Origin of the sequence: Streptomyces spinosus (assembly GCF_020400655.1) — a bacterium.
Lineage (GTDB): Bacteria > Actinomycetota > Actinomycetes > Streptomycetales > Streptomycetaceae > Streptomyces > Streptomyces argyrophylli.
In genome coordinates this window covers 23,625-46,579 of record NZ_JAINRC010000021.1, presented here as the reverse complement: position 1 = coordinate 46,579, position 22,955 = coordinate 23,625, and the positions used below count along the sequence as shown (strand labels likewise).

Here is a 22,955-nt window from a genome sequence, read left to right as displayed (position 1 = left end):
CACCTCCACACCGACCACAGACAGCTACGGCGCCGCCGTGGGGCGGCACCCTCACAGAGGAGGTCTCATGATCCGATCAGCCGTCGACCGCCGGCGGAGGCGACGGAAAGCCGCGCTCCTCGTCGCCCTGGCGATGCTCGTGGCCGCGTTCGGCACAACGGCGTTCGCCGCGTCCTTACCGACCGGCACGGCCACCACCACCCGCCCGGCCGCCCACTCGGCGAAGGCCGACGCGGCCGACGCGTCGCTGCCGTGTGACATCTACGCAGCGGGTGGTACGCCGTGCGTGACGGCGCACTCCACCACCAGGGCGCTCCTCGCGTCGTACAACGGGCCGCTGTACCAGATCCAGAGGTCCTCCGATCACAGCTACCGCGACATCGGAGTGCTCAGCGCGGGCGGCTACGCCGACGGGGCGTCCCAGGTCTCCTTCTGCTCGGGCACATCGTGCACGATCACGAAGATCTACGACCAGACCACCAAGCACAACGACCTGCCGATCTCCTGGGGCGGCTACTGGAAGGGGCCCGGTGCCAACGGAGCCGATGTCGGGGCCGACGCCATGGCCCTGCCGGTGACCGCGGGCGGTCACCAGGTCTTCGGTGTCAAGGTCAAGCCCGGTGTCGGCTACCGGATCGACCACGCGAACGGCGTGGCCACCGGTTCCCAGCCCGAGGGCATCTACATGGTGACGTCGTCGGACTACACCAACCAGTGGTGCTGCTTCGACTACGGCAGCGGCGAGAACTCCCACACCGACACGGGCAACGCCACCATGAACGCCATCTACTGGGGCAACGCCTGCTGGTTCGGCGGGTGCACCGGCAGCGGTCCGTGGGTCGAGGCCGACCTGGAGAACGGGATGTACCACACCAACACCGGCTCCAACAAGGACCCCGGCAACACCGGTGTGCACTACCCGTTCGTCAGCGCGTGGCTGAAGAACAACGGCACGAGCAATTTCACCCTGAAATACGGCAACGGCGCCGGCGGCGGCCTGACCACGACGTTCTCCGGCCCGCTGCCGAACGGATACTCGCCGATGAAGCTCGACAGTTCGGTGCTGCTCGGCACCGGCGGCGACAACAGTGTCTCGGGCTCGGGCGAGTTCTTCGAGGGCGCGATGACGGCGGGCTACCCCTCCGACGCCACCGAGAACGCCGTGCAAGCCGCCATCACCGCGGCCGGCTACGGGACGGCCGGCGGCACCAAGACGGGCGCGCTGCGCGCCGTGGGTGCGGGCAGGTGCCTGGAGGCGACGGGTTCGTCCACGACGGCGGGTACGCAGACCCAGATCCGGGACTGCACCGGCGCCGCGAACCAGACCTGGTCCCAGACCAACGCCCGGGAGCTCACCGTGTACTCCGGCAGCAGCCGCCTGTGCCTGGACGCCTCCGGTCAGGGCACCAGTCCCGGCACCAAGGTCATCACCTGGTCCTGCAACGGCCAGTCCAACCAGCAGTGGAACGTCAACGCGGACGGCACCGTCACCAGTGCCCAGTCGGGCCTGTGCCTGGACGTGACCGGCGCCGCCACCGCCAACGGCACCCCCGTCCAGCTGTGGACCTGCAACGGCCAGTCCAACCAGAAATGGTCGCTGAACTGACGCCCTGAAGGATCCGCGGCAGCCCACCTGGGCGGCATGCGACCACCGCCCCGGCGCGTCACCGCGCCGCCCACGCGCGGGACCGTCCCGCCCTTCACCCACGCCGCAGCGAGGGACCGCACAGGAGGACCGGATGAGGACGAGAAGGCTCCGGCACGCAGACCGTCGGCCCGTGTGCGCGAGGGCACACACCCACGCGATGCACGTCGGCCGGTCTGGGCGAGCGGACACACCCAGGCGATGCACGTCGGCCGGTCTGGGCGAGCGGACACACCCACGCGATGCACGTCGGCCGGGCGCGCTACGTCACCCCGGACCCGGTCCGGAGCGCTGAGCCGGAGCGGGGGCGGCCCGCAGCCGACCGGTGACAGGCGACCGCACAGCCATCGGGCCCCGTGACCGGGACCCACTCCGCACGCGACACCTCCCACCTGGGAAAGGAATCCACCGTGTCAGCATTCAGCCGGTTGTTCCGGCGTCTGCGCGTCTTGACGGCCGTGCTCACGGGCCTCCTCCTGACCGCCGGCGGCATCGTCGCCACGACCGCCGCCCCGGCCCAGGCCGCCACCTCCATCACGATCAACGGCGCGTCCGGCGGCCGGACCTTCGACGGCGTCGGTGCCATCAGCGGCGGGGGCGGCAACAGCAGACTCCTGTTCGACTATCCCGAGCCCCAGCGCGGCCAGATCCTGGACTACCTGTTCAAGCCCGGCTACGGCGCCTCCCTGCACATCCTCAAGGCGGAGATCGGCGGGGACACCAACTCGACCTCAGGGGCCGAGCCGAGTCACCAGCACACCCGGTCCGACCTCAACTGCGACCGGGGCTACGAATGGTGGCTGATGGAGCAGGCCAAGGCCCGTAACCCGGGCATCAAGCTGTACGGGCTCGCCTGGGGCGCGCCCGGCTGGATCGGCGGCGGGAACTTCTGGTCGGCCGACATGGTCAACTACCTGCTTTCGTGGCTGGGTTGCGCCAAGCAGCACGGGCTGAGCATCGACTACCTCGGTGGGTGGAACGAGCGGGGCTACAACATCTCCTGGTACGAACAACTGCGCAGCGCGCTCGACGGCAACGGCTACGGCAACGTCAAGATCGTCGCGGCCGACTCCGACTGGTCCGTGGCGAACGACATCAACTCGAACCCGGCGTTCGCCTCCGCGGTGAGCGCCATCGGCACGCACTACCCCTGCGGCTACCGGTCATCCCAGTCCAACTGCTCGGTACCGTCGGCCGCCACGTCGTCCGGCAAGACGCTGTGGGCGAGCGAGAACGGCTCGGACGACTACAACGGGGGAGCGCCGGCCGTGGCGCGCGGCATCAACCGCGGATACATCGACGGCCGGATGACCGCGTACTTCAACTGGCCGGTCGTCGCCTCGATCACGCCCAACCTGCCGTACCCCACCATGGGGCTCGCCCTGGCCCCGCAGCCCTGGTCCGGCCACTACGCGATCGGCAAGAACGCCTGGGTGATGGCGCAGACCAGCCAGTTCACCGCCCCGGGCTGGCACTACCTCGACGCCTCCAGCGGCTACATCGGCGGCAACCGGAACAACGGCAGCTACGTCTCGCTGAAGTCCACCAACAACTCCGACTACTCCACGGTCATCGAGACGATGGACGCCGCAAGCCCCCAGACGCTGAACCTCAACGTCACCGGGGGACTGTCCACCAAGACCGTTCACGTCTGGTCGACCGACGTCACCTCCGGCAACCCGGCCGACTACCTCGTGCACACCGCGGACATCACCCCGTCCGGCGGCGGCTTCGGCCTCACCGTCCAACCGGGCCGCGTGTACACCCTCACCACCACGACCGGCCAGGGCAAGGGCACCGTCACCGGTCCCGCCCAGGGCACGCTGAAGCTGCCGTACAGCGACTCCTTCGACGGTTACGCCGCCGGCACCGAGGCCAGGTACCTCATGGACTGGCAGGGCGCCTTCGAGGAGGTGGGCTGCGGCGGCGGACGCAGCGGCAGGTGCGTGCGCCAGATGAGCCCGCAGAAGCCGATCACCTGGGACGCGCTGTCCGATCCGCACGCCCTGCTCGGTGACGTGAGCTGGAGCAACTACACCGTCTCGTCGGACGTGATGCTCGAACAGGCCGGATACGCGGAGTTGATCGGCCGTGCCGGCGCGCAGGACTACAGCAGTGCCGGTGGGCTGAACGCCTACCACCTGCGGGTGAGCGACACCGGCGCCTGGTCGGTCCTGAACTCCAACACCAACGGCACCGTCACCACCCTGGCCCGTGGCGCGACCACGGCGCTGGGCACCAACCGGTGGCACTCCCTGGCGCTCACCTTCTCCGGCACCACCATCACCGCCGTCATCGACGGTGCCACGGTCGGTTCCGTGAACGACCGGACCTGGGCCGGCGGACAGATCGGCTACGCGACCAGCCAGGGCGAGACGGCGCAGTTCGACAACCTGTCCATCACCCCCGGCAGCGGCGGGAACGACGGCGGCACGACAGGCGCGATCGTCGGGGCCGCATCCGGCCGGTGCGTGGACGTGCCGAACCAGTCGCAGACGGCCGGCACCCAGGTGGAACTGTGGGACTGCAACGGAGGCACCAACCAGCAGTGGACGAACACCTCGGCCGGTGAGCTGCGGGTCTACGGCAACGTCTGCCTGGACGCCGCGGGCCAGGGCACCAGCCCCGGAACCAAGGTGGACATCTGGGACTGCAACGGCGGCGGCAACCAGAAGTGGACACTCCACTCCGACGGCACGATCACCGGCGACCAGTCCGGCCTGTGCCTGGACGCGACCGGCGGGGGAACGGCCAACGGCACCCTCCTCCAGCTGTGGACCTGCAACGGCAACAGGAACCAGCAGTGGACGCGTGACTGATCCGGTGACCGGCCGACGACCACCGGCTCCCGCACCACCCCAGTCGACCACCCCCCGAGAGGCCTCCACATGTCTTCCTCCTCCCTGCCGGTCAGCCGCCGTCGACTGCTGGCGGCGGCCGGCGCGGCCACGGCCTTCGGCCTGCTGCGGTTCGCTCCCGACGCCGCCGCGACCGACGGTCCCGGCAGCTACACCGCGAGCTGGCCGTCCGTGGACCAGCACCCCCCGGCCCCGGCCTGGTTCCAGGACGCCAAGTTCGGCATCTACTACCACTGGGGAGTCTTCAGCGTTCCCGCGTTCGGGAACGAGTGGTACCCGCGCAACATGTACATCGGGGGCTCGAACGAGAACAGGCACCACATCGCCACCTACGGCGACCCCTCGGTATGGCCGTACCACAACTTCATCGACGGTGCCCGCGACAAGGCCGGCAACTACGTGCGGTTCGCACCCGAACTGGCCGCTGGCGGAGGCGACTTCGATCCCGACGCCTGGGCCCGGCTCTTCAGGTCCGCGGGCGCCAGGTTCGCCGGCCCGGTCGCCGAACACCACGACGGCTTCTCCATGTGGAACAGCAGCGCCAACCCGTGGAACTCGGTCCGGCACGGCCCCCGGCTCGACCTCGTGGGACTGCACGCGCAATCCATCCGCGGGCAGGGGCTGAAGTTCATGGCCTCGCTGCACCACGCCTACCACTTCAACGGCTACTACGACCACGTGCCGTCCCAGTCGGACGCGTCGCTGCGCGTGCTCTACGGCCAGCAGGACTCGGCAGCGGAGAACAAACTCTGGTTCGACAAGCTGGTCGAGGTCATCGACGGCTACCAGCCCGACCTGATCTGGCAGGACTTCGACCTGGGCCTGGTGCAGGAGTCCTACCGCCTCCAGTTCCTCGCGCACTACTACAACCAGGCCGTCTCCTGGAACAAGGACGTGGTCGCGACCTACAAGGACGGCCTCGACGCCAAGGGCGAGGTCTACGACTTTGAACGCGGCGGCCCGGCCGGGCTGCTCACCCCCTACTGGTTGACCGACGACAGCATCTCCTCCTCCAGCTGGTGCTACACGACGGGCATCGGCTACTACTCGACGCAGGCACTGCTCCACTCGCTGATCGACCGGGTCAGCAAGGGCGGCACCATGCTGCTGAACATCGCACCGACGGCCGCCGGCGCCATCCCCTCCGGACAGCAGTCCATCCTGCTCGGCATGGGCGACTGGCTCGGCCGCTTCGGGGAGGCGGTCTACTCCACCCGCTCCTGGACCAGCTACGGCGAGGGCCCCACCAAGATGGGCGGGGGCTCGTTCAGCGGACCTGTGGCCGGCACCGCCAAGGACGTCCGGTTCACCCGCAGCAAGGACGACACGATCCTCTACGCCACCGCGCTGGGCTGGCAGGGCGGCACCATGACCATCACGACCCTGAACTCCAACCAGTTCAACCTCAGCACCCTGACGAGCGCCCGACTGCTGAACAACGCGGCAGGCAGTTACACCGACCTGCCCGCACCGGTCCAGGACGCCTCCGGCCTGCACCTCACCATGCCTTCGGCCAACCCGCCGTTCAGCGCCCTGGCCTACACGGTCAAGCTCACCTTCTCCGGCCGGATCCCCCCACTGAGCGGGCCGGGCGGCTCGACCACCTGGGTGCGGATCGCCAACGTGACCAGCGGGCTGGTACTCGACAGCGGGGGCAATGTGGCCTCCGGCTCCCACCTCAAGCAGTGGAACTACGACGGAAGCGTCAACCTGCAATGGCAGCTGATCGACCTCGGCAACGGTTACTACCGCATCATGAACCGCGCCAACGGCATGGCCGCCGACAGCTGGGGCGACTCCACCAACGGCGCCCCCGCCCGCCAGGCGGCATGGAACGGCGGCGACAACCAGCAGTGGTCGCTCAACAGCCTCGGCGGCAACCGCTACCAGATCATCAACCGCGGAACCGGCACCGCACTCGACGGCAGTGGCAGCACCACGGTCGGCTCCACCACGGTGATGTGGGCGCCGAACTCCAGCACCAACAACGAATGGACCATTACCGGCGCCTGAAACGCCGGCCACCGCGTCCCCTGCACCTCCTCACCCACGGAAGAAGGAGTGTATGAAACGCACACCACTCTTGATGTCGATCGCGGCCGCGATACTCCTCGTCCTGTCGGCCGCGGGCACCTCGTCCGGCAGCGCCCGCGCAGCGACCGCGCCGGCCACCACCGGCACCGTCAGGGCGACCGCCGGCTGCGGCAAGGCTCCGGCGCTGACGAGCGGCACCCACACGATCCAGAGCGGCGGCCAGACCCGCAGTTACCTCCTGCGGGTCCCCGCCGGCTACGACAACAACCACCCCTACCGGCTGATCTTCGGTTTCCACTGGCGTGGCGGCACGGCCAACGACGTCGACTCAGGTGGAACGGACGGGTACAACTGGTCCTACTACGGCCTGCGGCGCCTGGCCGACGCGAACAACAGCACCATCTTCGTCGCCCCCCAGGGCAACGGCAACGGCTGGGCCAACCCAGGCGGCCAGGACGTGGCCTTCGTCGACGCCATGGTCAGCCAGCTCGAAGCAGGCCTGTGCGTGGACACCACGCAGTTGTTCTCCGCCGGCTTCAGCTACGGCGGTGCGATGTCGTATGCCCTCGCCTGCTCCCGGCCCACGGTCTTCCGCGCGGTCGCGGTCTACTCCGGAGCGAACCTCAGCGGATGCGACGGCGGTACTCAACCCATCGCCTACATGGGCCTGCACGGCATCAGGGACAACGTGCTGCCCATCGCGTCGGGACGGGGACTGCGCGACACCTTCGTCCGGAACAACGGCTGCACCCCGCAGAACCCGCCCGAGCCCGCCTACGGCAGCCTGACGCACATCGTCACCGCCTACTCCGGCTGCCGGTCGGGATACCCCGTCGTCTGGGCCGCGTTCGACGGAGCGGGCCACGACCCCGGCCCCATAGACGGTTCCACCGGTGACGGCTGGCGCACCTGGACATCGGCAGCGGTGTGGCAGTTCTTCACACAGTTCGACTCGAATCCGCCGCCTTCCACCGGCAACCATGAGATCGTCGGCGAGCAGTCAGGGCGCTGCCTCGACATCAACAACTCCACCACGGCCAACGGCACACAGGCACAACTGTGGGACTGCAACGGTGGCGCCAACCAAAGGTGGACCTACACCTCCGGAAAGCAACTCGTCGTCTACGGCAACAAATGCCTGGGCGCCGGCCAGACAGCGGCCAACGGCACCCCGGCGGCGATCTGGGACTGCAACGGACAGACAGACCAGCAATGGAACATCAATCCCGACGGCACGATCACAGAACTGCGCTCGGGGCTCTGCCTGGATGCCAACGGCCAGGGCACCGCCAACGCGACGAAGATCCAGCTGTGGACCTGCACGGGCGGCACGAACCAGCGCTGGCACTTGCAGAGCTGACACACCGGGGCAGATGCGACACGTGTACGGTGGCAAGAAAGGGCCCGGCAGCGCACCAAAGAGACACCCTTGGGTGTGCTGTCCCGGGACGTCGGTGACACACGTGCTGGGTGTTCGAACAGGTGAGGGCCTTCACGCGGCTGCTCCACAGGCACACCGGCCCGGGCGCCCCGGCAGGGGCGTTTTCGACCGGACGCGGGGACCGGCCGCGACGCCCCTGCCCAGTCACTGGGCACTGTCCGGCGGATCATGTGGCCGTGATGGCACCGAGGGCACCGAGTTGGTTCTCGCGGGCCGGACTGCGCCCGGGCGCGAGGCGTTTCCGCCCCCGGGCTTGGGCAGGACTGCCAGTGCGGTGTCTGCGATGTTCCGCAGCGTCTCCGGGTCCAGGCCGGCCTTGCCTACCGCCTCGATACCGCGGACCACCGTCAGCAGCAGTGCCGCCAGCCGCTCCGGATCCGCAGCGCTGTCGATGTCGCCGTGGCGCTGGGCGGCGCTGATCTCCGTCCGCAGCAGGGTCAGTAGTGCCGTCATGGTCTCGGCCGACCGTCCGGCGACCGTCGGATCGCGCTGGGCCAGTTCCGCCGCGCCCTTGGCCAACAGGCACCCGCGGCGCTCGGTGTCGGAGGCAGCGTTCTCCGCCATGAGGTGCACGTATCCCGACAGCCGGGCCAAGGCCTCTGCGTCCGGGCCACCCGCCAGCCGCTCTTCGGCCACCTCGACGACTGCGGTGCACCAGTCGCCGAACACGCGGTGGAACAGCTTGCTCTTGTCGCCGAACGCGCCGTACAGGCTGCCCTTGCCCAGGCCGGTCGCCTGGGCGATGTCGTCCATCCGGGTCCCTGCGTAGCCGGTCGCCCAGAACTGTTCCCGGGCCCGCTCCAGGACTTGGCGTTCGTCGAATGCGCGTGGTCTCGGCATGACGCCAGCCTAACCATTCTTGACTCGATCGTCCATTACTGCCTACGTTATGGACGATCCATTCCACAACTGAAGGGCTTCGACATGCCAGGCGTACTGCAGGAGAAGGTGGCCGTGGTCACCGGAGGCACCAGCGGGATCGGGCTGGCCATTGCCCATCGCTTCGTCCGGGAGGGTGCTCGGGTCTTCGTGGCCGGCCGGGACATCAACCGCCTCCAAGAGGCAGTCAAGGAGATGGGCCCTGCAGCCACGGGCGTACGATCCGACGTCTCGAACCTGGCCGACCTGGACACGCTCTACGCGCGAGTCCGCGAGGAGGCCGGACGCATCGACGTACTGGTGGCCAATGCGGGAATCGTTGCGGACGCCGCGCTCGGCAACCACACCGAGGCAAACGTCGACCTGACGCTCGCCGTCAACGTCAAGGGCACACTCTTCACCGTGCAAAAGGCGCTCCCGCTGCTGGCGGAGAACGCCTCCATCGTGGTCGTCGGCTCGAGCAACAGCGTGCGGCCCAACGAGCAACTCGAGGTCTACAGCGCCTCGAAGGCGGCGGTGAGTAACCTCGTGCACAACTGGGCCCGGCAGTCACGGGAGCGCCGGTTCCGAGTCAACGTGCTCAGCCCGGGTCCCACGCGGACCCCTGGCCTGCTGGGCGTCGCGGGGCCGGCCGCCGATCAGTTCGCCGAGACCACCGTGCCACTGGGGCGGCTGGCCGAGGCCGAGGAGATCGCCGAGGCCGCCTTCTTCCTGGCTTCGGACGCCTCGTCGTTCGTCACCGGCGCCGAACTCTTCGCCGACGGCGGCTACACCCGGGCCTGAACGACGGCCGGTGGTGCGCATCCGGTTCCCGCGAAACGAAGGGGCGCACTCCCGGCCGCGTGTGTGCCTCGTCCCGAAGCAACGAGACCCTGGCCGCGGCCTCTTGAAATGACGTCGGCCGCCACCTCGACTGCCGCTCCGGCAACGCCGGCCTCCGTTGGATGCTCATCCATCTCGCCGAGGAAGCGAGCTGGATCGCCGCAGGACTACCCGTGCGGGTCCGAGCGTCGGGAGGGGAGTGGACTGAACGTGATCCCCGAGTTCCTCGGCGATCCGATGACGCAACCGTCTCCGGATCCAGCCGTGTGCCCTGAACGCGGCGTCTTCGACGGGTACTTGGCCGGGGCGGTGCCGTCCACCCGGGGACATCTGCGAGGACACGCCATCGTGTTGATGGACATCGACCGTCCGCGGTGGATTCATCGGCTGGTTGTGGCGACCCCCTTGTATGTGGAGGCCGTGCACGAGCCGGCATCACAGGCGCGCAGACGGATCCTTCCCGGCACCCGCAGGCGCACCCGCTTCTGCCAGTGCTCCCAGCACCCCCGGCCGGACCGGGAAGAAGGCGGGGCACTATTCTCGGCAACCTCACGGTTGCAGTGTGTGACGACCCGCTGGACGGCAGCATGGTGACCCGGCCCCCACTTACACTCGCTCGATGAACAACATGCGGTGCACTCAATGTGGTCAGGTCGGGCTTGAGCAGGGCTTTGTCAGTGACAGTGGCCAGGGCTCCCGCGGGTACGCGCGATGGTTCGGGAGCCTCCTTGAGCGGGGCATAATGGGCATAGCCAAGACGCGGGGCCTGCCGCAGTGGCAGATCGATGCCTTCCGCTGCCCGAACTGCGCACACCTGGAACTGTTCGCCGTCCAGCGATTGAACCTTCGTGCGTAGAGTTGCGCGCGTTCTGTGATCTTCGTTCAGGCGGTGCGGCCGCGTTCGAGCCGGAGCAGGACGAGGGAGGCTTGGGCGATCCGGGTGATGCCCGCGAGGTCGAGGCTGAACCTGCGCAGGGCCTTGAAAGTGACCTTCAGCAGGGCATCGGCACGTGCGTGGGCGCCCTTCGCGTTGCCCGGGCGGGCGTCCTTGAGTGAGGTGGAGGCGAGGGTCTTCAGCGCGGCGACCTTGGCGGGCGGGAACCTCTTCACCGCCTGGCCGGGAGCCATCTGGACGGCGGAGGTGTTGTCTTCTTCCGGCGCCGGGCCGACGCGCGGCCGGCCGTGGGCCCAGACCAGCAGACCCGTGGTCGCGACGGCGAGCAGGCCCAGGCCGGCCGGCGCGAGACCGGCCGGCTCGCCCGGCTGAGCGAGGTTCGGGGAGGCGAGCCGGTCGCCGATGTCCGCGCCCTGCGGGCGGGTCAAGACGTAGGCGAGCCAGAAGGGAAACACCGGGTTCGCGCCGGACCTGGAGGTTCGGCGGTCAATGTTCCGGACAGGGAGACGTCGGATCACCACCAGCCAGACTTTGCCTCGGGCACCGACTCATCGGTCGGTTCGGACCCCGGCCCGTCTCGTGCTGCGCCGGCTGACCTCCGCACTCTTCCGCGCACACGGCTCCCGCGAGGCGACACCCGGTGTCCGAACCGTGTGAACCTCGGCTCAGCGTGCCTCCGGCTGCCACCCCAGCGCCCGTGATATGCCGCGCGCCGCGAGCCGTACCGCCGGGATCAGAACGGGTACCTGGGCCGTCGCGTGCGGGACCACGATCGACACCGCAGCGGTCACCCCACCGTCGCGGCCGTGCACCGGGGCCGCCACCGACAGGGCGTCCCCGGTGATCTGACGGCTGCTCACCGCCACGCCCGACCGCCGCACTTCGGCCAGCTCGCGGCGCAATCGCGCGGGGTCCGTGACGGTGTACGGGGTGAACGCGGCCAGCGGCCCCTCGCAGTAGGCCTCCTGGAACGGCTGCCCGCTGTGGGCCAGCAGCGCGAGCCCGACCCCGGTGGCGTGCAGCGGCCAGCGGGCGCCGACCCGGATGTGGACGCCGACCGCGGAGCGCCCGGAGAGCCACTCGATGTACACGACGTCCCCGCCGTCGCGCACCGCCAGCTGCACGTTCTCGTGCGTCGCCTCGTACAGGTCCTCCAGGTACGGCAGCGCCACCTGCCGCAGCGCCAGCCCGCGCGGGGCGAGCGCCGCGACCTCCCACAGCCTCAGGCCCACGTGGTAGCGACCCTCCGCGTCCCGCTCCAGGGCGCCCCACGCGGTCAGTGCCCCCACCAGCCGGTGCGTGGTGGTGAGGGTGAGCCCGGCCCGGCGGCTGATGTCGGTCAGACAGAGCGCCGGATGCGCGTGGTCGAAGGCCGCGAGCACGGCGAGCAGCCGGTCCGGTGCGGAGCGCACCGTCCGCGGGGGCAGCGCGTCGGCGGTCATCGGGACGGCGTCACCCGAGCCCGCTCTCGGCGACCCTCAGCAGCAGGGTGTGCAGGACGTCCCGTTCCTCGGCGCCGAGCGGCCGGAGCAGTTCGCCCGTGACCCGCGAACCCGCCTCGTCGGTGTCGCGCAGGAAGACCCGGCCGGCCTCGGTCAGCACGACGATTCGGCTGCGCCGGTCGTCCGGGGAAGGGCGGCGCTCGGCGAATCCCAGCCTCTCCAGGTCGTCGACCAGGCCGACGATCGCGCTCGGGTCGTAGCCGAGGGAGGTGCTCAACTCCCGCTGCAGGGCGCCCTCGGAGGTGGCGAGGAAACGCAGCAGCGCATAGTGGCGCAGCCGCAGGCCGGACTCCTGGAGGAACGCGTTGAACAACTGGCCCGAGCGCAGTCCGAGCCGGTACAGCAGATAGCCGGTGTCCGCGTGCAGCCCGCGCATCCACGGTTCCCGGGCGTCGATCGGGGCGGAACCCACGGAGTGTTCTGGGGCGTGCTGCTGGCCGGTGATGGCGGGCTCCCTGGGCCGGGCCTCCCTCCGGAGGCGGGACGTACGGATGTGCTGCCCCCCAGCATGCCGCACGGGCAGGCCGACAACAACTATTGACGACAACAATGATTGTCCTTAGCTTCGATCCCGGACCGCACGCCGCCCGGGCCGAAGGCGCACCTGCCGCCGGCCGCCCGGCGGCCGACCCCCCTGGAAGGGACCCGCCCGTGCCCAGCATCGATCTCACCGGCAAGGTGGCAGTCGTCACCGGAAGCGGCCGTGGCCTCGGCCTGGCCTACGCCCACGCCCTCGCCGCCCACGGCGCCGCCGTGGTCGTGAACGACGTCGACGAGGCCGTCGCCGGGCAAGCCGCGAAGTCCGTCACCGAGGCGGGCGGCCAAGCCGTGGCCGAGGCCGTCGCGGTCGGTACCAGCGAAGCCGCCGACCGGCTGGTGGCCCGCGCCGTGACGGAGTTCGGCCGCCTGGACATCCTGGTCACCAACGCCGGCATCCTGCGCGACAAGGTGCTGTGGAAGATGACCGACGACGACTTCGACGCGGTCATGACCACCCATCTGCGCGGTACCTTCACCTGCGCGCGAGCGGCCGCCGTCCGGATGCGTGAGCAGGGCGAGGGCGGCACGATGATCCTGGTCGGCTCCCCGGCCGGACAGCGCGGCAACTTCGGACAGACGAACTACGCCGCCGCCAAGGCCGGCATCGCCGCCATGGCCCGCACCTGGTCGATGGAGCTGGCCCGCGCGCACATCACCGTCAACGCGATCGTTCCGGTCGCCGCCACCGCCATGACGGAAACCATCCCGGCCTTCGCCCCCTACATAGCGGCCATGAAGAACGGCGAACCGCTGCCCGACTTCCTCCGCAAGGGAGAGGGCTTCGGCACCCCCGAGGACTGCGCCGCTCTCGTACCCTTCCTCGCCTCCGAAGCGGCGCGCGGCGTGACCGGCCAGGCCATCGGCATCGGCGGTGACAAGGTGGCCCTCTGGTCGCATCCGCAGGAGATCACCGCGGCGTACGCGGACGGCGGCTGGTCCCCGGACACCCTCGCCGACGTGTGGCCCACCTCGTTCGGCGCCGCACCGCAGACCGTCGGCATCCCGGCGCCGAAATTCCCGGAGGCGTGATGGACCTGGACGGACTCGTCGCGATCGACGTCCACACCCACGCCGAGGTCTCCTCCAAGGGACACACCTCGCTGGACGACGACCTGCACGACGCCTCCTCCGCCTACTTCAAGGTGGAGGGCAATCGGAAGCCGACCCTGGGGGAGACGGCCGCGTACTACCGCGAACGGAAGATGGCCGCCGTCGTCTTCACGGTCGACGCCGAGTCCGCCACCGGCACCGAGCCGGTCCCCAACGAGGAGGTCGCCGAGGCCGCCGCCGCCAACCCGGACGTGCTGATCCCGTTCGCCTCCATCGATCCCTTCCGCGGCAGGGGCGGCGTGAAGCAGGCCCGGCGCCTGGTCGAGGAGTACGGGGTGAAGGGTTTCAAGTTCCACCCCAGCATCCAGGGTTTCTTCCCCGACGACCGTTCGGTGGCCTACGGCCTGTACGAGGTCATCGAGGAGACCGGCACCATCGCTTTGTTCCATACGGGCCAGACCGGCATCGGCGCCGGCGTTCCCGGCGGGGGCGGCATCCGGCTGAAGTACTCCAACCCGCTGCACGTGGACGACGTCGCCGCCGACTTCCCCCACCTGAAGATCATCCTGGCGCACCCGTCGTTCCCCTGGCAGGACGAGGCCCTCGCGGTCGCCACGCACAAACCCGGCGTGCACATCGACCTGTCCGGGTGGTCGCCGAAGTACTTCCCGCCCCAACTCGTGCAGTACGCGAACACCTTGCTCAAGGACAAGGTGCTCTTCGGCTCGGACTTCCCCGTCCTCACCCCCGACCGCTGGCTCGCCGACTTCGCGAAGCTGTCGATCAAGGAGGAAGTGCGCCCGAAGATCCTCAAGGAGAACGCCGCCCGGCTGCTCGGACTGACGCAAGCGTGAAGGGGCCGTGAGATGCGCAACGAGGGACTGGGGTCGTGGCCCGCACGCCGGGCCCGCAAGACCCCGCACCGCACCGCCCTGATCCACGGCGACCGGAGCGTCACCTACACCGAGCTGCACGAACGCACCACCCGCCTCGCGCACGCCCTGCACGCCCGGGGAATCCGCCGCGGCGACCGGATCGCCTACCTCGGCCCCAACCACCCCGCCTACCTGGAGACGCTGTTCGCCGCGGGCACCCTCGGCGCGGTCTTCGTCCCGCTCAACACTCGCCTCGCCGCCCCCGAGATCGCCTACCAGCTCGCCGACTCGGGCGCCAAGGCCCTCCTCCACGCGCCCTCGTCCGCCCCGCTGGCGGCCGGACTGCCGGACAGCACCGATGTACGGACGGTCGTGGAAGTGGGCACCGCATACGAGGAGTTGCTGGCCGCCGCGAGCGACGAGCCGATCGACCAGCCCGTCCTCCTCGACGACACGTGCATCATCATGTACACCTCGGGGACCACGGGCCGGCCCAAGGGGGCCGTGCTCACGCACGGCAACCTGGTCTGGAACGCGTTCAACGTCCTCGTCGACCACGACCTGATCGCCGACGAACGCGCCCTGGTATCCGCCCCCTTGTTCCACACGGCCGGACTGAACATGCTCACCCTGCCCGTCCTGCTCAAGGGGGGCACCTGCGTCCTGCTCGAGTCCTTCGACCCGGACGCCGTCTTCGACCTGATCGAACGCCACCGCATCACCTTCATGTTCGGGGTGCCGACCATGTTCGACCAGGTGGCCCGGCACCCGCGCTGGGAGGGGGCCGACCTGTCCAGCCTCCGCATCCTCACCTGCGGCGGCTCCCCGGTCCCGACCCCGCTGATCGCCAGGTACCAGGAGCGCGGGCTCACCTTCCTCCAGGGCTACGGCATGACGGAGGCCGCGCCCGGCACCCTCTTCCTGGACGCGGAACACGCGGTCGGCAAGGCGGGTTCGGCCGGTGTGCCGCACTTCTTCAGCGACGTACGGGTGGTGCGGCCCGACCTCACACCGGTCGACGTCGGCGAGACGGGCGAGATCGTGGTGCGCGGCCCGCACGTCATGCCCGGCTACTGGGGGCTGCCGGAGGAGACCGCGGCCGTCCTCGCCGACGGCTGGTTCCGCAGCGGGGACGCGGCCCGCGTCGACCACGACGGGTACGTCTACATCGTCGACCGCATCAAGGACATGATCATCTCGGGTGGCGAGAACATCTATCCCGCCGAGATCGAGGACCAGCTCCTCGCGCACCCCGACATCGTCGAGTGCGCCGTCATCGGCGTGCCCGACGACAAGTGGGGCCAGGTGCCGCGCGCGGTCGTCGTCCCCCGCGAGGGCGCAACGCTCGACCCGGGCGAGGTGATCGCCTCACTCTCCGGCCGGCTGGCCAAATACAAGATCCCCAAGTCGGTGGTGATCGCGGACGCCCTCCCGCGCACCGCCTCCGGAAAGCTCCTGAAATCCCGTGTCCGCTCCCGGTACGGCACCACCTCCTAGACAAGGACCGCAGATGAGCATCACCGTCAAAGGCCTCGGCGAACTCAGGAAGCTCGCCGGCGGCGACCTCGGCACCAGCGCGTGGATCGAGGTCACGCAGGAGCGGATCAACACCTTCGCCGACGCCACGGACGACCACCAGTGGATCCACGTCGACCCGGAGAGGGCGCAGGACGGCCCGTTCGGCGCGCCCATCGCACATGGCTATCTGACCCTCTCCCTCTTCATCCCGCTCTTCACCGAGCTGCTGGAGGTCGAGGGCGTGTCGACGAAGGTCAACTACGGCCTGAACAAGGTGCGCTTCCCGGCACCGGTGAAGGTCGGCTCCCGCATCCGGCTGGTCGCGAAGCTCGCCTCGGTGGAGGACGTACCGGGCGGGGTGCAGATCGCGGTGGACGGCACGATAGAGATCGACGGCGGCGGAAAGCCCGCGGCCGTCCTGCAGAGCCTGTCGCGGTTCTACGTCTGACCGGGAGGACTCCGCCCGGGGTCTGGCATGCCCTGCCCGAGGCAGTGCGCGGGGCGCACGTCACCGCCCCGGGCGGGCTCCCCGGTGACGGGACACCCCGCACACGGGAGTCCTCCCGGCACCCCGTCGCAACCCGCCGGCCGGCCTTCGCGCAGCGGGCAGTTCCGCGTGGCACTGGCCGCCGCCGCGGTGCCGACGGCCGGCGTCACGATTCTCGCCTCGGACAGGGAGGAGCGTGTCCGCCACCCAGGCGCACCCGTCCGCCGACAGCCGCCGGTCGGGCGCGAGCACCAGCCACTCGCGCTGGACCGGCGGCTGCCGGGACGCCCGGAGGCGGGGGCGCGCCTGGCGTGACCAGAGGGATCCGTCACAGATCGAGCACCAACCGCCCGCCCCGGCAACGCGACACGCAGATCATCATGGTCTCGCCGGATTCCCGCTCCTCGTCCGTCAGGACCGAGTCCCGGTGCTCCGGTGTGCCCTCCAGGACGTCGGTCTCGCAGGTGCCGCAGGTGCCCTCGGTGCAGGAGAAGAGCACCTCGACGCCCGCGGCACGCACGGTGTCGAGGATCGACACCCGCGGCGGGACGGTGAGCGTACGGCCGCCCCGCTTCAGGACGACCTCGAAGGCGCCTCCGTCTCCGGCGGGTTGCTCCTTGGGCCGGAACCGTTCGACGCGCAGCGTCCCGGCCGGGCAGCGCTGCCCCACCGCGTCCAGCAGCGGGTCCGGACCGCAGCAGTAGACGAGCGTGCCGTCGGGCAGGTCGTCCAGTACCGGGGCCAGGTCCAGCAGCCCGGTCTCGTCCTGCGGGGCGAGCGTGACCCGGTCCCCGTACCGTTCCAGCTCCGCGGTGAACGCCATGGAGCGGCGGGTGCGGCCGCCGTACAGCAGGGTCCACTCGGCGCCCGCCGCCTCGGCAGCGGCGAGCATCGGCAGGACGGGCGTGATGCCGATGCCGCCCGCGACGAACCGGTAGCGCGGGGAGGGCTGCAGAGGGAAGTGGTTGCGCGGCCCCCGCACCCGTACCTTGTCGCCCTCGCGCACCCGCTCGTGGACATACGCCGAGCCGCCCCGCCCGTCGGCCTCGCGGAGCACGGCGACCCGCCACAGGTGCCGGTCCGCGGGATCGCCGCACAGTGAGTACTGCCGCTCAAGGCCCGGACCGAGCAGGACGTCGACATGGGCGCCCGGCTCCCAGGCCGGCAGCTCCTCGCCCTGCGGATGGCGCAGGGTGAGGGCGAGCACGCCCTCGGCCGCCTGCTCGCGGCGGTCGACGACGAGTTCGGCTTCGTACACGGTCATGAAGTGGTACCTCCGGGCTGGTGTCCTTCGGGGTGCGCGAGCATCCACTCCCACATCCGCACCGGGTCCTCGGCGGTGTTCTCGGCGCCGCAGTGGCAGGTGCCGTGCAGGACGTCGGTGCCCGGGAGCCAGTCGATGCGGTAGACCTCGCGCCTCGCAGCGGCGGACGGCGTGCTCACCGGACCTTCTCCACCGGCTTGTCGCCCTCCTCGACCAGCCGGGCGAGGATACGTCGGGCGGCGAGACCACCCGTGTCGATGTTGATGCTCAGCTCCTGGTAGCCGGCCCGCTCGGTGCCGAGTGTCTTCTGCAGCAGGTTGAGCGCGTCGACGTCCTGCATGACGACCGTGTGGTTGAAGTCGCGCAGGAACGTGGTGACCGCCTCGTCGTCCTTCGCGAAGTCCCGGGAGACGGCCCAGAAGTCGTACACCTTGCCGTCGGTGGACGGGGTGATCGCATAGGTGATCTCGGTGTGGAAGCCGTTCGGGTCGCCGCCGTCCGGCTCGGGCAGCACGCCGACCGGTGCGATCCGGCTGTGCAGCAGGTAGAGACAGGGCGCGTGGTACTCGATGTCCTGCCAGCGGGTGATACGGCCCTCGATACCGGTGGAGCGGGCGTAGAAGGGCGGGCACGCGGCGTCGTCCATGTGCCGGCTGACCCGTACGATGCCGGCACCCTCGTCGACCTCGGTGGTGATCGGCGTCTCGGCGACCTCCGGGGTGCCGATGTAGCCGCCGTGCAGATACGTCTCGTGGGACAGGTCGAGCAGGTTGTCCACCAGCAGGCCGTAGTCGGCGTCGATCGGTTCCATGCCGCGCACCGTGACCCAGTCCGGGGAGTCCAGGTGCCGGGCCCGCGGGATGGTCCCCGCGTCGGCGAGCGCCGGGTCGCCGATCCACACCCACACCAGGGAGTCCTGCTCGACGACCGGGTACGAGGCGACCCGGGCCGTGCGGGGGATCCGCTTCTGCCCCGGCACGTACACGCAGGCACCCGCCGTGTCGTAGGTGAACCCGTGGTATCCGCACACGATGCGGTCCCCGTCGAGCCGGCTCTCCGAGAGGGGGAAGCGGCGGTGGACACAGCGGTCGGCCAGCGCGACCGCCGTGCCGTCCTCCTCGGTGCGGTAGAAGACGAGCGGCTCGCCGAGGATCGTCCGGCCGAGCAACTCGCGCCCCACCTCGTGGCTGTAGGCGGCGACGTACCACTGGTTCCTGGCGAAGGCGATCATGTGAGGCATGGGGGTCGGCTCCCGTCTCTCGTGGTGGCGCTATCGTCGGGAGAGCCTCCACAGGGGCGCAACACGGCTTCCGCCCCACGGAAGAGGCGATACGAACGCCCTGCTCACTCTTCACCTTCGTACTGTGACGACATCGGTGCCCCGGCCCCCTGCTGCCCTCCCGCAGCCCGCGCCCACGGCAAGGCAGCGGGCACATCCGTCCGCTACCCGCTCCGGGCGCCCCGGCCCGGGCGGGTACCCCGCCCATCCCTCGCGCCTCTTCACGAGCCTGATGGAGGGTCAGCGAGCATGAGCGGAGTCATGTGGTGAACATGTGTGCCCGCGAGGGCGCATCAGGAGGCGAGCACGCGCTGGTGCAGCTCGGTGACGACCTTGCGGGCAGAGGAGATCGCGCCGTGCTGCCAGGCGTCCAGATAGCTGAGGTAGTCACCGGCGAAGTACACGTGCCCCTGGGCCGTGTTGAGCGGCGCGTACGCCGGTGCGTCGGGGCCGCCGGGCATGGAGTGCCAGGCGCCTTCCAGGTAGGGGATGAGCTTCCACTGGTGGGAGTAGGACGCGGCGAGTTCGCTGCGGTACTTGCCGCCGTGGATCTTGACGCCCTGGTCAAGGGCGCGTTCCAGGCGTTGGGCTGGGGTCAGGGCCGAGTACACGTCGGAGTGGGCGCCCGTGTTGTAGTAGCCGATGATCAGGCCGCGCTCGCCAAGGTGCCCGTAGGAGGGGTACCAGATGTGATCGAGGTCCAGGTCGGTCTCGGTGATGCCGCCGAAGATCCTGAAATCCCTCTCCCACCAGCGGCTCTTGTACTCGAGGCCGATCTTGGAGGCGTAGGACGGTTTCACCGCCCGCAGGGCGGTCTGCACGGCGGTGCCGAGGTTGTGCGAGGTCTTGGCCAGGATGTGCGGGGCGAGGGTGGCGATGCAGTAGTCCGCCGTGATGGTGCGGGTACGGCCGTTTTGGGTGTAGGTGATCTGCACGCCGTCGGTGGTGTTCTTGATGTCGGTGACGGGTGCGCTGGTGCGGATCTTCTCCTCACCTATGGCGCGGGCGAACGCCATCGGTATCCGGTCCATGCCGCCGACGGGCTGGAACATCAGCATCGCCTGGTCGTAGCCGAACTCGAAGGAGAAGTAGCGGCCCACGTTGGAGGCGAACACATCGGAGAGGGAAGGTACGTCGCCGAGTTTCTCACCGGGGGCGCCGGCGGCGCCCGGGTCGACATTGAAGCCGCGGTGTTCGGTCCCTGTGTACGTGTAGTCGGAGCCGAGCGAGCCGTAGCTCTTGAGGAAGGTGAGCAGCCGTTCCTTGTCCTCCGCAGTCAACTCGGCGTCGAGAGCGCCTGAGTTGGTGGCCTTGGACAGCAACTCGGAGACGTAGCCGTAGACGTCGGCCTTGGCGGTGCGGTACTGGACCGGGGCCTTCATGCCGGTGGTCTCGTTGTAGATGAGCGCGCCGGCATTGGTGTTGGTGAAGACCTCGATGGGTACGCCCAGCTCGCGGCAGTAGTCGAGGGTGACCATCCACTGGGCGAGGCGTGCGGGGCCGGCGTTCATGTACTGGCCCTTGCTGAATCCCGCGGTCTGGCTGACACCGTTGATGTCGGTCAGCCGGTCGCCGCCGCGGACGGTGAGGTTGCGGCCACCGACGCGATCGCGTGCTTCGAGGACCGTACAGTCGTAGCCGGCCTTGCCGAGTTCGTAGGCGGAGGTAAGACCGGCGATGCCGCCGCCGATGACGACGACCTTGGCGGGCCTGCCCTTACGGCCTTGGAGAGTGAAGTCGCCGTGCCTGGGCGCGCGGAACGGTGCTTCCTTCTCCGCTGCGTAGGCGGCGGTGGGGGCGAGGCCGAGCGCCCCCATCGTGGCGAACATGGCGCCGGCACCGCCGGTCACACCCACACTGCGCAGGAACGCGCGTCGGCTTGTTCCCGTCCCGACTTGAGGCTCTGCCATGGAGGGCTCCCCTTCCGATCTTGAACGACTGGGGAAGCGTGCCAATGGACCGTTACGGCGTACGACGCATTCGTGTATCCCGCACGTTTCTGTGGGCGCAGGGCCGATGAGACATCGACGCGCGGGGCCGAAGGCACCCCCGAACGGCTGTGAGGCCAACGGGTCCGGTGGCCCGGTGACCAGGCAGTCGCCCCAGGGCTGCGACGGCGACCGGTACCTCAGCGACCTGAACCAGCCGCCCGCGCCTGCGGCGCAGGGGACCCGGCGTCCGTGGCCGTGCGCAGCAGCCACTGCAGGTTCGGGGGAGCGGGTCGTCGGCAGTCGCCGCAAGCCCTCGCCCTCGTGCGGATGGTCATCAGTGCGCAGAATCTGTACGGGTTCGAGACCGTCGGCGGCCAGAAGCCGACCTGTGACAGTCAGAGGACGACCGTCGCCAACCCACTGGAGGAGGCCTGGACCGCCGCGATCCGCGCCGGGCTGATTGGGATCCGAATCCGGCGGAGGAACCGGACGAGACGACCTGGGCGCTGTGTGGCGGGCGAGGACTCGCCGTTGTGTGGCACTGCCGGGAGCTAGCGCGGTCAGGTGACAGCAACTTCCGGCCCAGCAGATCTTTTTGACGAGCCGAAAGATCCATAACCTTGCGGTGATGGTCACACATCTGACTTGAGGAGCCCCGTGTCCGCTGCCCACCACCTCCCGGACATCCTGTCGCCCGAGTTCGCCGCGAACCCCTATCCGGCCTATGCGGTGATGCGGGAGAAAGAACCCCTGATCTGGCATGAGGCCACCCAGAGCTACATCATCTCCCGCTATGAGGACGTCGAACGTGTCTTCAAGGACAAGGCGGCGGAGTTCACCACAGACAACTACAACTGGCAGCTCGAACCGGTCCACGGCAAGACGATCCTGCAGCTCAGTGGCCGAGAACACGCCGTGCGCAGGGCCCTCGTCGCCCCCGCGTTCCGCGGCAGCGACCTGCAGCAGAAGTTCCTGCCGGTCATCGAGCGCAACTCCCGCGAACTCATTGACGCCTTCCGGCACACCGGCTCCGCCGACATCGTCAACGACTACGCGACCCGCTTCCCGGTCAACGTCATCGCGGACATGCTGGGCCTGGACAAGGCCGATCACGCGCGGTTCCACGGCTGGTACACGGCCGTCATCGCCTTCCTCGGCAACCTCTCGGGGGACCCGGAGGTCACCGCCGCCGGTGAGCGCACCCGCGTGGAGTTCGCCGAGTACATGCTTCCGGTCATCCGCGAACGGCGTGCCGACCCGGGCGACGACCTGCTGTCCACCCTGTGCGCCGCGGAGGTGGACGGGGTGCGCATGAGCGACGAGGACATCAAGGCCTTCTGCAGCCTGCTGCTCGCGGCGGGCGGTGAGACCACCGACAAGGCGATCGCCGGCATCCTGGCGAACCTCCTGAGCCATCCTGACCAGCTCGCGGCCGTCCGTGCGGACCGGAGCCTGATACCCGCCGCCTTCGCGGAGACCCTCCGCTACACACCACCAGTCCAGATGATCATGCGGCAGTCGGCGACCGACGTGGAGGTCACCGGTGGCACCATACCGGCGGGCGCCACGGTGACCTGTCTCATCGGCGCCGCGAACAGGGATGAACGGCGCTACCGCGACCCCGACCGGTTTGACATCTTCCGTGACGACCTCGCCACGACCTCGGCCTTCTCGGCAGCTGCCGGCCACCTCGCCTTCGCGCTCGGCCGGCACTTCTGCGTGGGCGCGCTCCTGGCCAAGGCGGAGGTCGAGGTGGGCCTGAACCAGTTGCTGGACGCCATGCCCGACCTGCGCCTCGCGGACGGGCACGATCTCGTTGAACAGGGCGTCTTCACCCGGGGCCCGAAGACGCTGCCCGTGCGCTTCACACCGGTCACGGCCTGACGGAGTGGCTTCCTCCGCGCCCGGGTCCCGCCCGGTGCGCGGAGGGCTGGT

The 22,955-nt window shown here is 69.6% G+C and carries 18 protein-coding genes; 10 read left to right on the top strand and 8 right to left on the bottom strand.

Annotation, left to right across the window (positions count from 1 at the left end; all coding sequences use genetic code 11):
• Positions 1-67: 67 nt before the first annotated feature.
• From LG395_RS33420 to LG395_RS33405, 4 genes are all read left to right on the top strand, one after another.
• Positions 68-1,606: an arabinofuranosidase catalytic domain-containing protein gene (locus LG395_RS33420; protein WP_225812351.1), complete on the top strand. Its 1,539-nt coding sequence runs from the start codon at positions 68-70 to the stop codon at positions 1,604-1,606.
• Between the two features lie 449 nt (positions 1,607-2,055).
• Positions 2,056-4,464 carry a ricin-type beta-trefoil lectin domain protein gene (locus LG395_RS33415; RefSeq protein WP_225812350.1) on the top strand — a complete coding sequence of 803 codons (2,409 nt, stop codon included), beginning with the start codon at positions 2,056-2,058 and terminating at the stop codon, positions 4,462-4,464.
• Positions 4,465-4,533: 69 nt separating this feature from the next.
• Positions 4,534-6,516: an alpha-L-fucosidase gene (locus LG395_RS33410; RefSeq protein ID WP_225812349.1), complete on the top strand. Its 1,983-nt coding sequence runs from the start codon at positions 4,534-4,536 to the stop codon at positions 6,514-6,516.
• A gap of 73 nt (positions 6,517-6,589) precedes the next feature.
• Positions 6,590-7,897 (top strand): ricin-type beta-trefoil lectin domain protein, encoded by a 1,308-nt coding sequence (locus tag LG395_RS33405; protein ID WP_225812484.1) that lies wholly within the window; start codon positions 6,590-6,592, stop codon positions 7,895-7,897.
• 225 nt (positions 7,898-8,122) lie between these two features.
• Here LG395_RS33405 and LG395_RS33400 read toward each other — a convergent pair whose 3' ends face one another.
• The gene (locus LG395_RS33400; RefSeq protein WP_263983349.1) at positions 8,123-8,731 is read right to left on the bottom strand and encodes a TetR/AcrR family transcriptional regulator; all 609 of its coding nucleotides are present in this window, start codon (positions 8,729-8,731) and stop codon (positions 8,123-8,125) included.
• Between the two features lie 171 nt (positions 8,732-8,902).
• Between LG395_RS33400 and LG395_RS33395 the strand changes: the two genes are divergently transcribed.
• On the top strand, positions 8,903-9,640 hold the full coding sequence (locus tag LG395_RS33395) for an SDR family NAD(P)-dependent oxidoreductase (protein WP_225812482.1): 738 nt from the start codon (positions 8,903-8,905) through the stop codon (positions 9,638-9,640).
• 921 nt (positions 9,641-10,561) lie between these two features.
• Here the strand turns inward: LG395_RS33395 and LG395_RS41785 are convergent.
• From LG395_RS41785 to LG395_RS33375, 3 genes are all read right to left on the bottom strand, one after another.
• Positions 10,562-11,002 carry a hypothetical protein gene (locus LG395_RS41785; RefSeq protein WP_372463503.1) on the bottom strand — a complete coding sequence of 147 codons (441 nt, stop codon included), beginning with the start codon at positions 11,000-11,002 and terminating at the stop codon, positions 10,562-10,564.
• Positions 11,003-11,239: 237 nt separating this feature from the next.
• A complete protein-coding gene (locus tag LG395_RS33380; protein ID WP_225812346.1) occupies positions 11,240-12,016 on the bottom strand; it encodes an IclR family transcriptional regulator in 777 nt (258 codons plus the stop codon).
• A 10-nt stretch (positions 12,017-12,026) separates the two neighbouring features.
• Complete coding sequence (locus tag LG395_RS33375) at positions 12,027-12,488, bottom strand: MarR family winged helix-turn-helix transcriptional regulator (protein WP_225812345.1); 462 nt, start codon at positions 12,486-12,488, stop codon at positions 12,027-12,029.
• Between the two features lie 239 nt (positions 12,489-12,727).
• Between LG395_RS33375 and LG395_RS33370 the strand changes: the two genes are divergently transcribed.
• Genes LG395_RS33370 through LG395_RS33355 form a run of 4 tightly spaced genes read left to right on the top strand, consistent with a single transcriptional unit; the run spans position 12,728 to position 16,507 of the window.
• Positions 12,728-13,645, top strand: a complete 918-nt coding sequence (locus LG395_RS33370; protein WP_308071473.1) for an SDR family NAD(P)-dependent oxidoreductase — start codon at positions 12,728-12,730, stop codon at positions 13,643-13,645.
• The gene (locus LG395_RS33365) at positions 13,645-14,520 is read left to right on the top strand and encodes an amidohydrolase family protein (protein WP_225812344.1); all 876 of its coding nucleotides are present in this window, start codon (positions 13,645-13,647) and stop codon (positions 14,518-14,520) included. Before LG395_RS33370 ends, LG395_RS33365 begins: the two co-directional genes overlap by 1 nt.
• Before the next feature lie 12 nt (positions 14,521-14,532).
• Positions 14,533-16,038, top strand: coding sequence for an o-succinylbenzoate--CoA ligase (gene menE, locus LG395_RS33360; RefSeq protein WP_225812343.1), 1,506 nt, complete (start codon positions 14,533-14,535; stop codon positions 16,036-16,038).
• A gap of 13 nt (positions 16,039-16,051) precedes the next feature.
• On the top strand, positions 16,052-16,507 hold the full coding sequence (locus LG395_RS33355; RefSeq protein ID WP_171159407.1) for a MaoC family dehydratase: 456 nt from the start codon (positions 16,052-16,054) through the stop codon (positions 16,505-16,507).
• 367 nt (positions 16,508-16,874) lie between these two features.
• Here LG395_RS33355 and LG395_RS33350 read toward each other — a convergent pair whose 3' ends face one another.
• The 4 genes from LG395_RS33350 to LG395_RS33335 all read right to left on the bottom strand — a co-directional run bounded on the left by LG395_RS33350 (position 16,875) and on the right by LG395_RS33335 (position 20,999).
• A complete protein-coding gene (locus LG395_RS33350; RefSeq protein ID WP_225812342.1) occupies positions 16,875-17,810 on the bottom strand; it encodes a PDR/VanB family oxidoreductase in 936 nt (311 codons plus the stop codon).
• Positions 17,807-17,989 carry a hypothetical protein gene (locus LG395_RS33345; protein ID WP_225812341.1) on the bottom strand — a complete coding sequence of 61 codons (183 nt, stop codon included), beginning with the start codon at positions 17,987-17,989 and terminating at the stop codon, positions 17,807-17,809. Before LG395_RS33345 ends, LG395_RS33350 begins: the two co-directional genes overlap by 4 nt.
• Positions 17,986-19,050 carry an aromatic ring-hydroxylating dioxygenase subunit alpha gene (locus LG395_RS33340; protein WP_225812340.1) on the bottom strand — a complete coding sequence of 355 codons (1,065 nt, stop codon included), beginning with the start codon at positions 19,048-19,050 and terminating at the stop codon, positions 17,986-17,988. Before LG395_RS33340 ends, LG395_RS33345 begins: the two co-directional genes overlap by 4 nt.
• A gap of 332 nt (positions 19,051-19,382) precedes the next feature.
• Positions 19,383-20,999, bottom strand: coding sequence for a flavin monoamine oxidase family protein (locus LG395_RS33335; RefSeq protein ID WP_225812339.1), 1,617 nt, complete (start codon positions 20,997-20,999; stop codon positions 19,383-19,385).
• Between the two features lie 678 nt (positions 21,000-21,677).
• Between LG395_RS33335 and LG395_RS33330 the strand changes: the two genes are divergently transcribed.
• Positions 21,678-22,904: a cytochrome P450 gene (locus LG395_RS33330; protein ID WP_225812338.1), complete on the top strand. Its 1,227-nt coding sequence runs from the start codon at positions 21,678-21,680 to the stop codon at positions 22,902-22,904.
• The last annotated feature ends 51 nt before the right edge of the window (positions 22,905-22,955 follow it).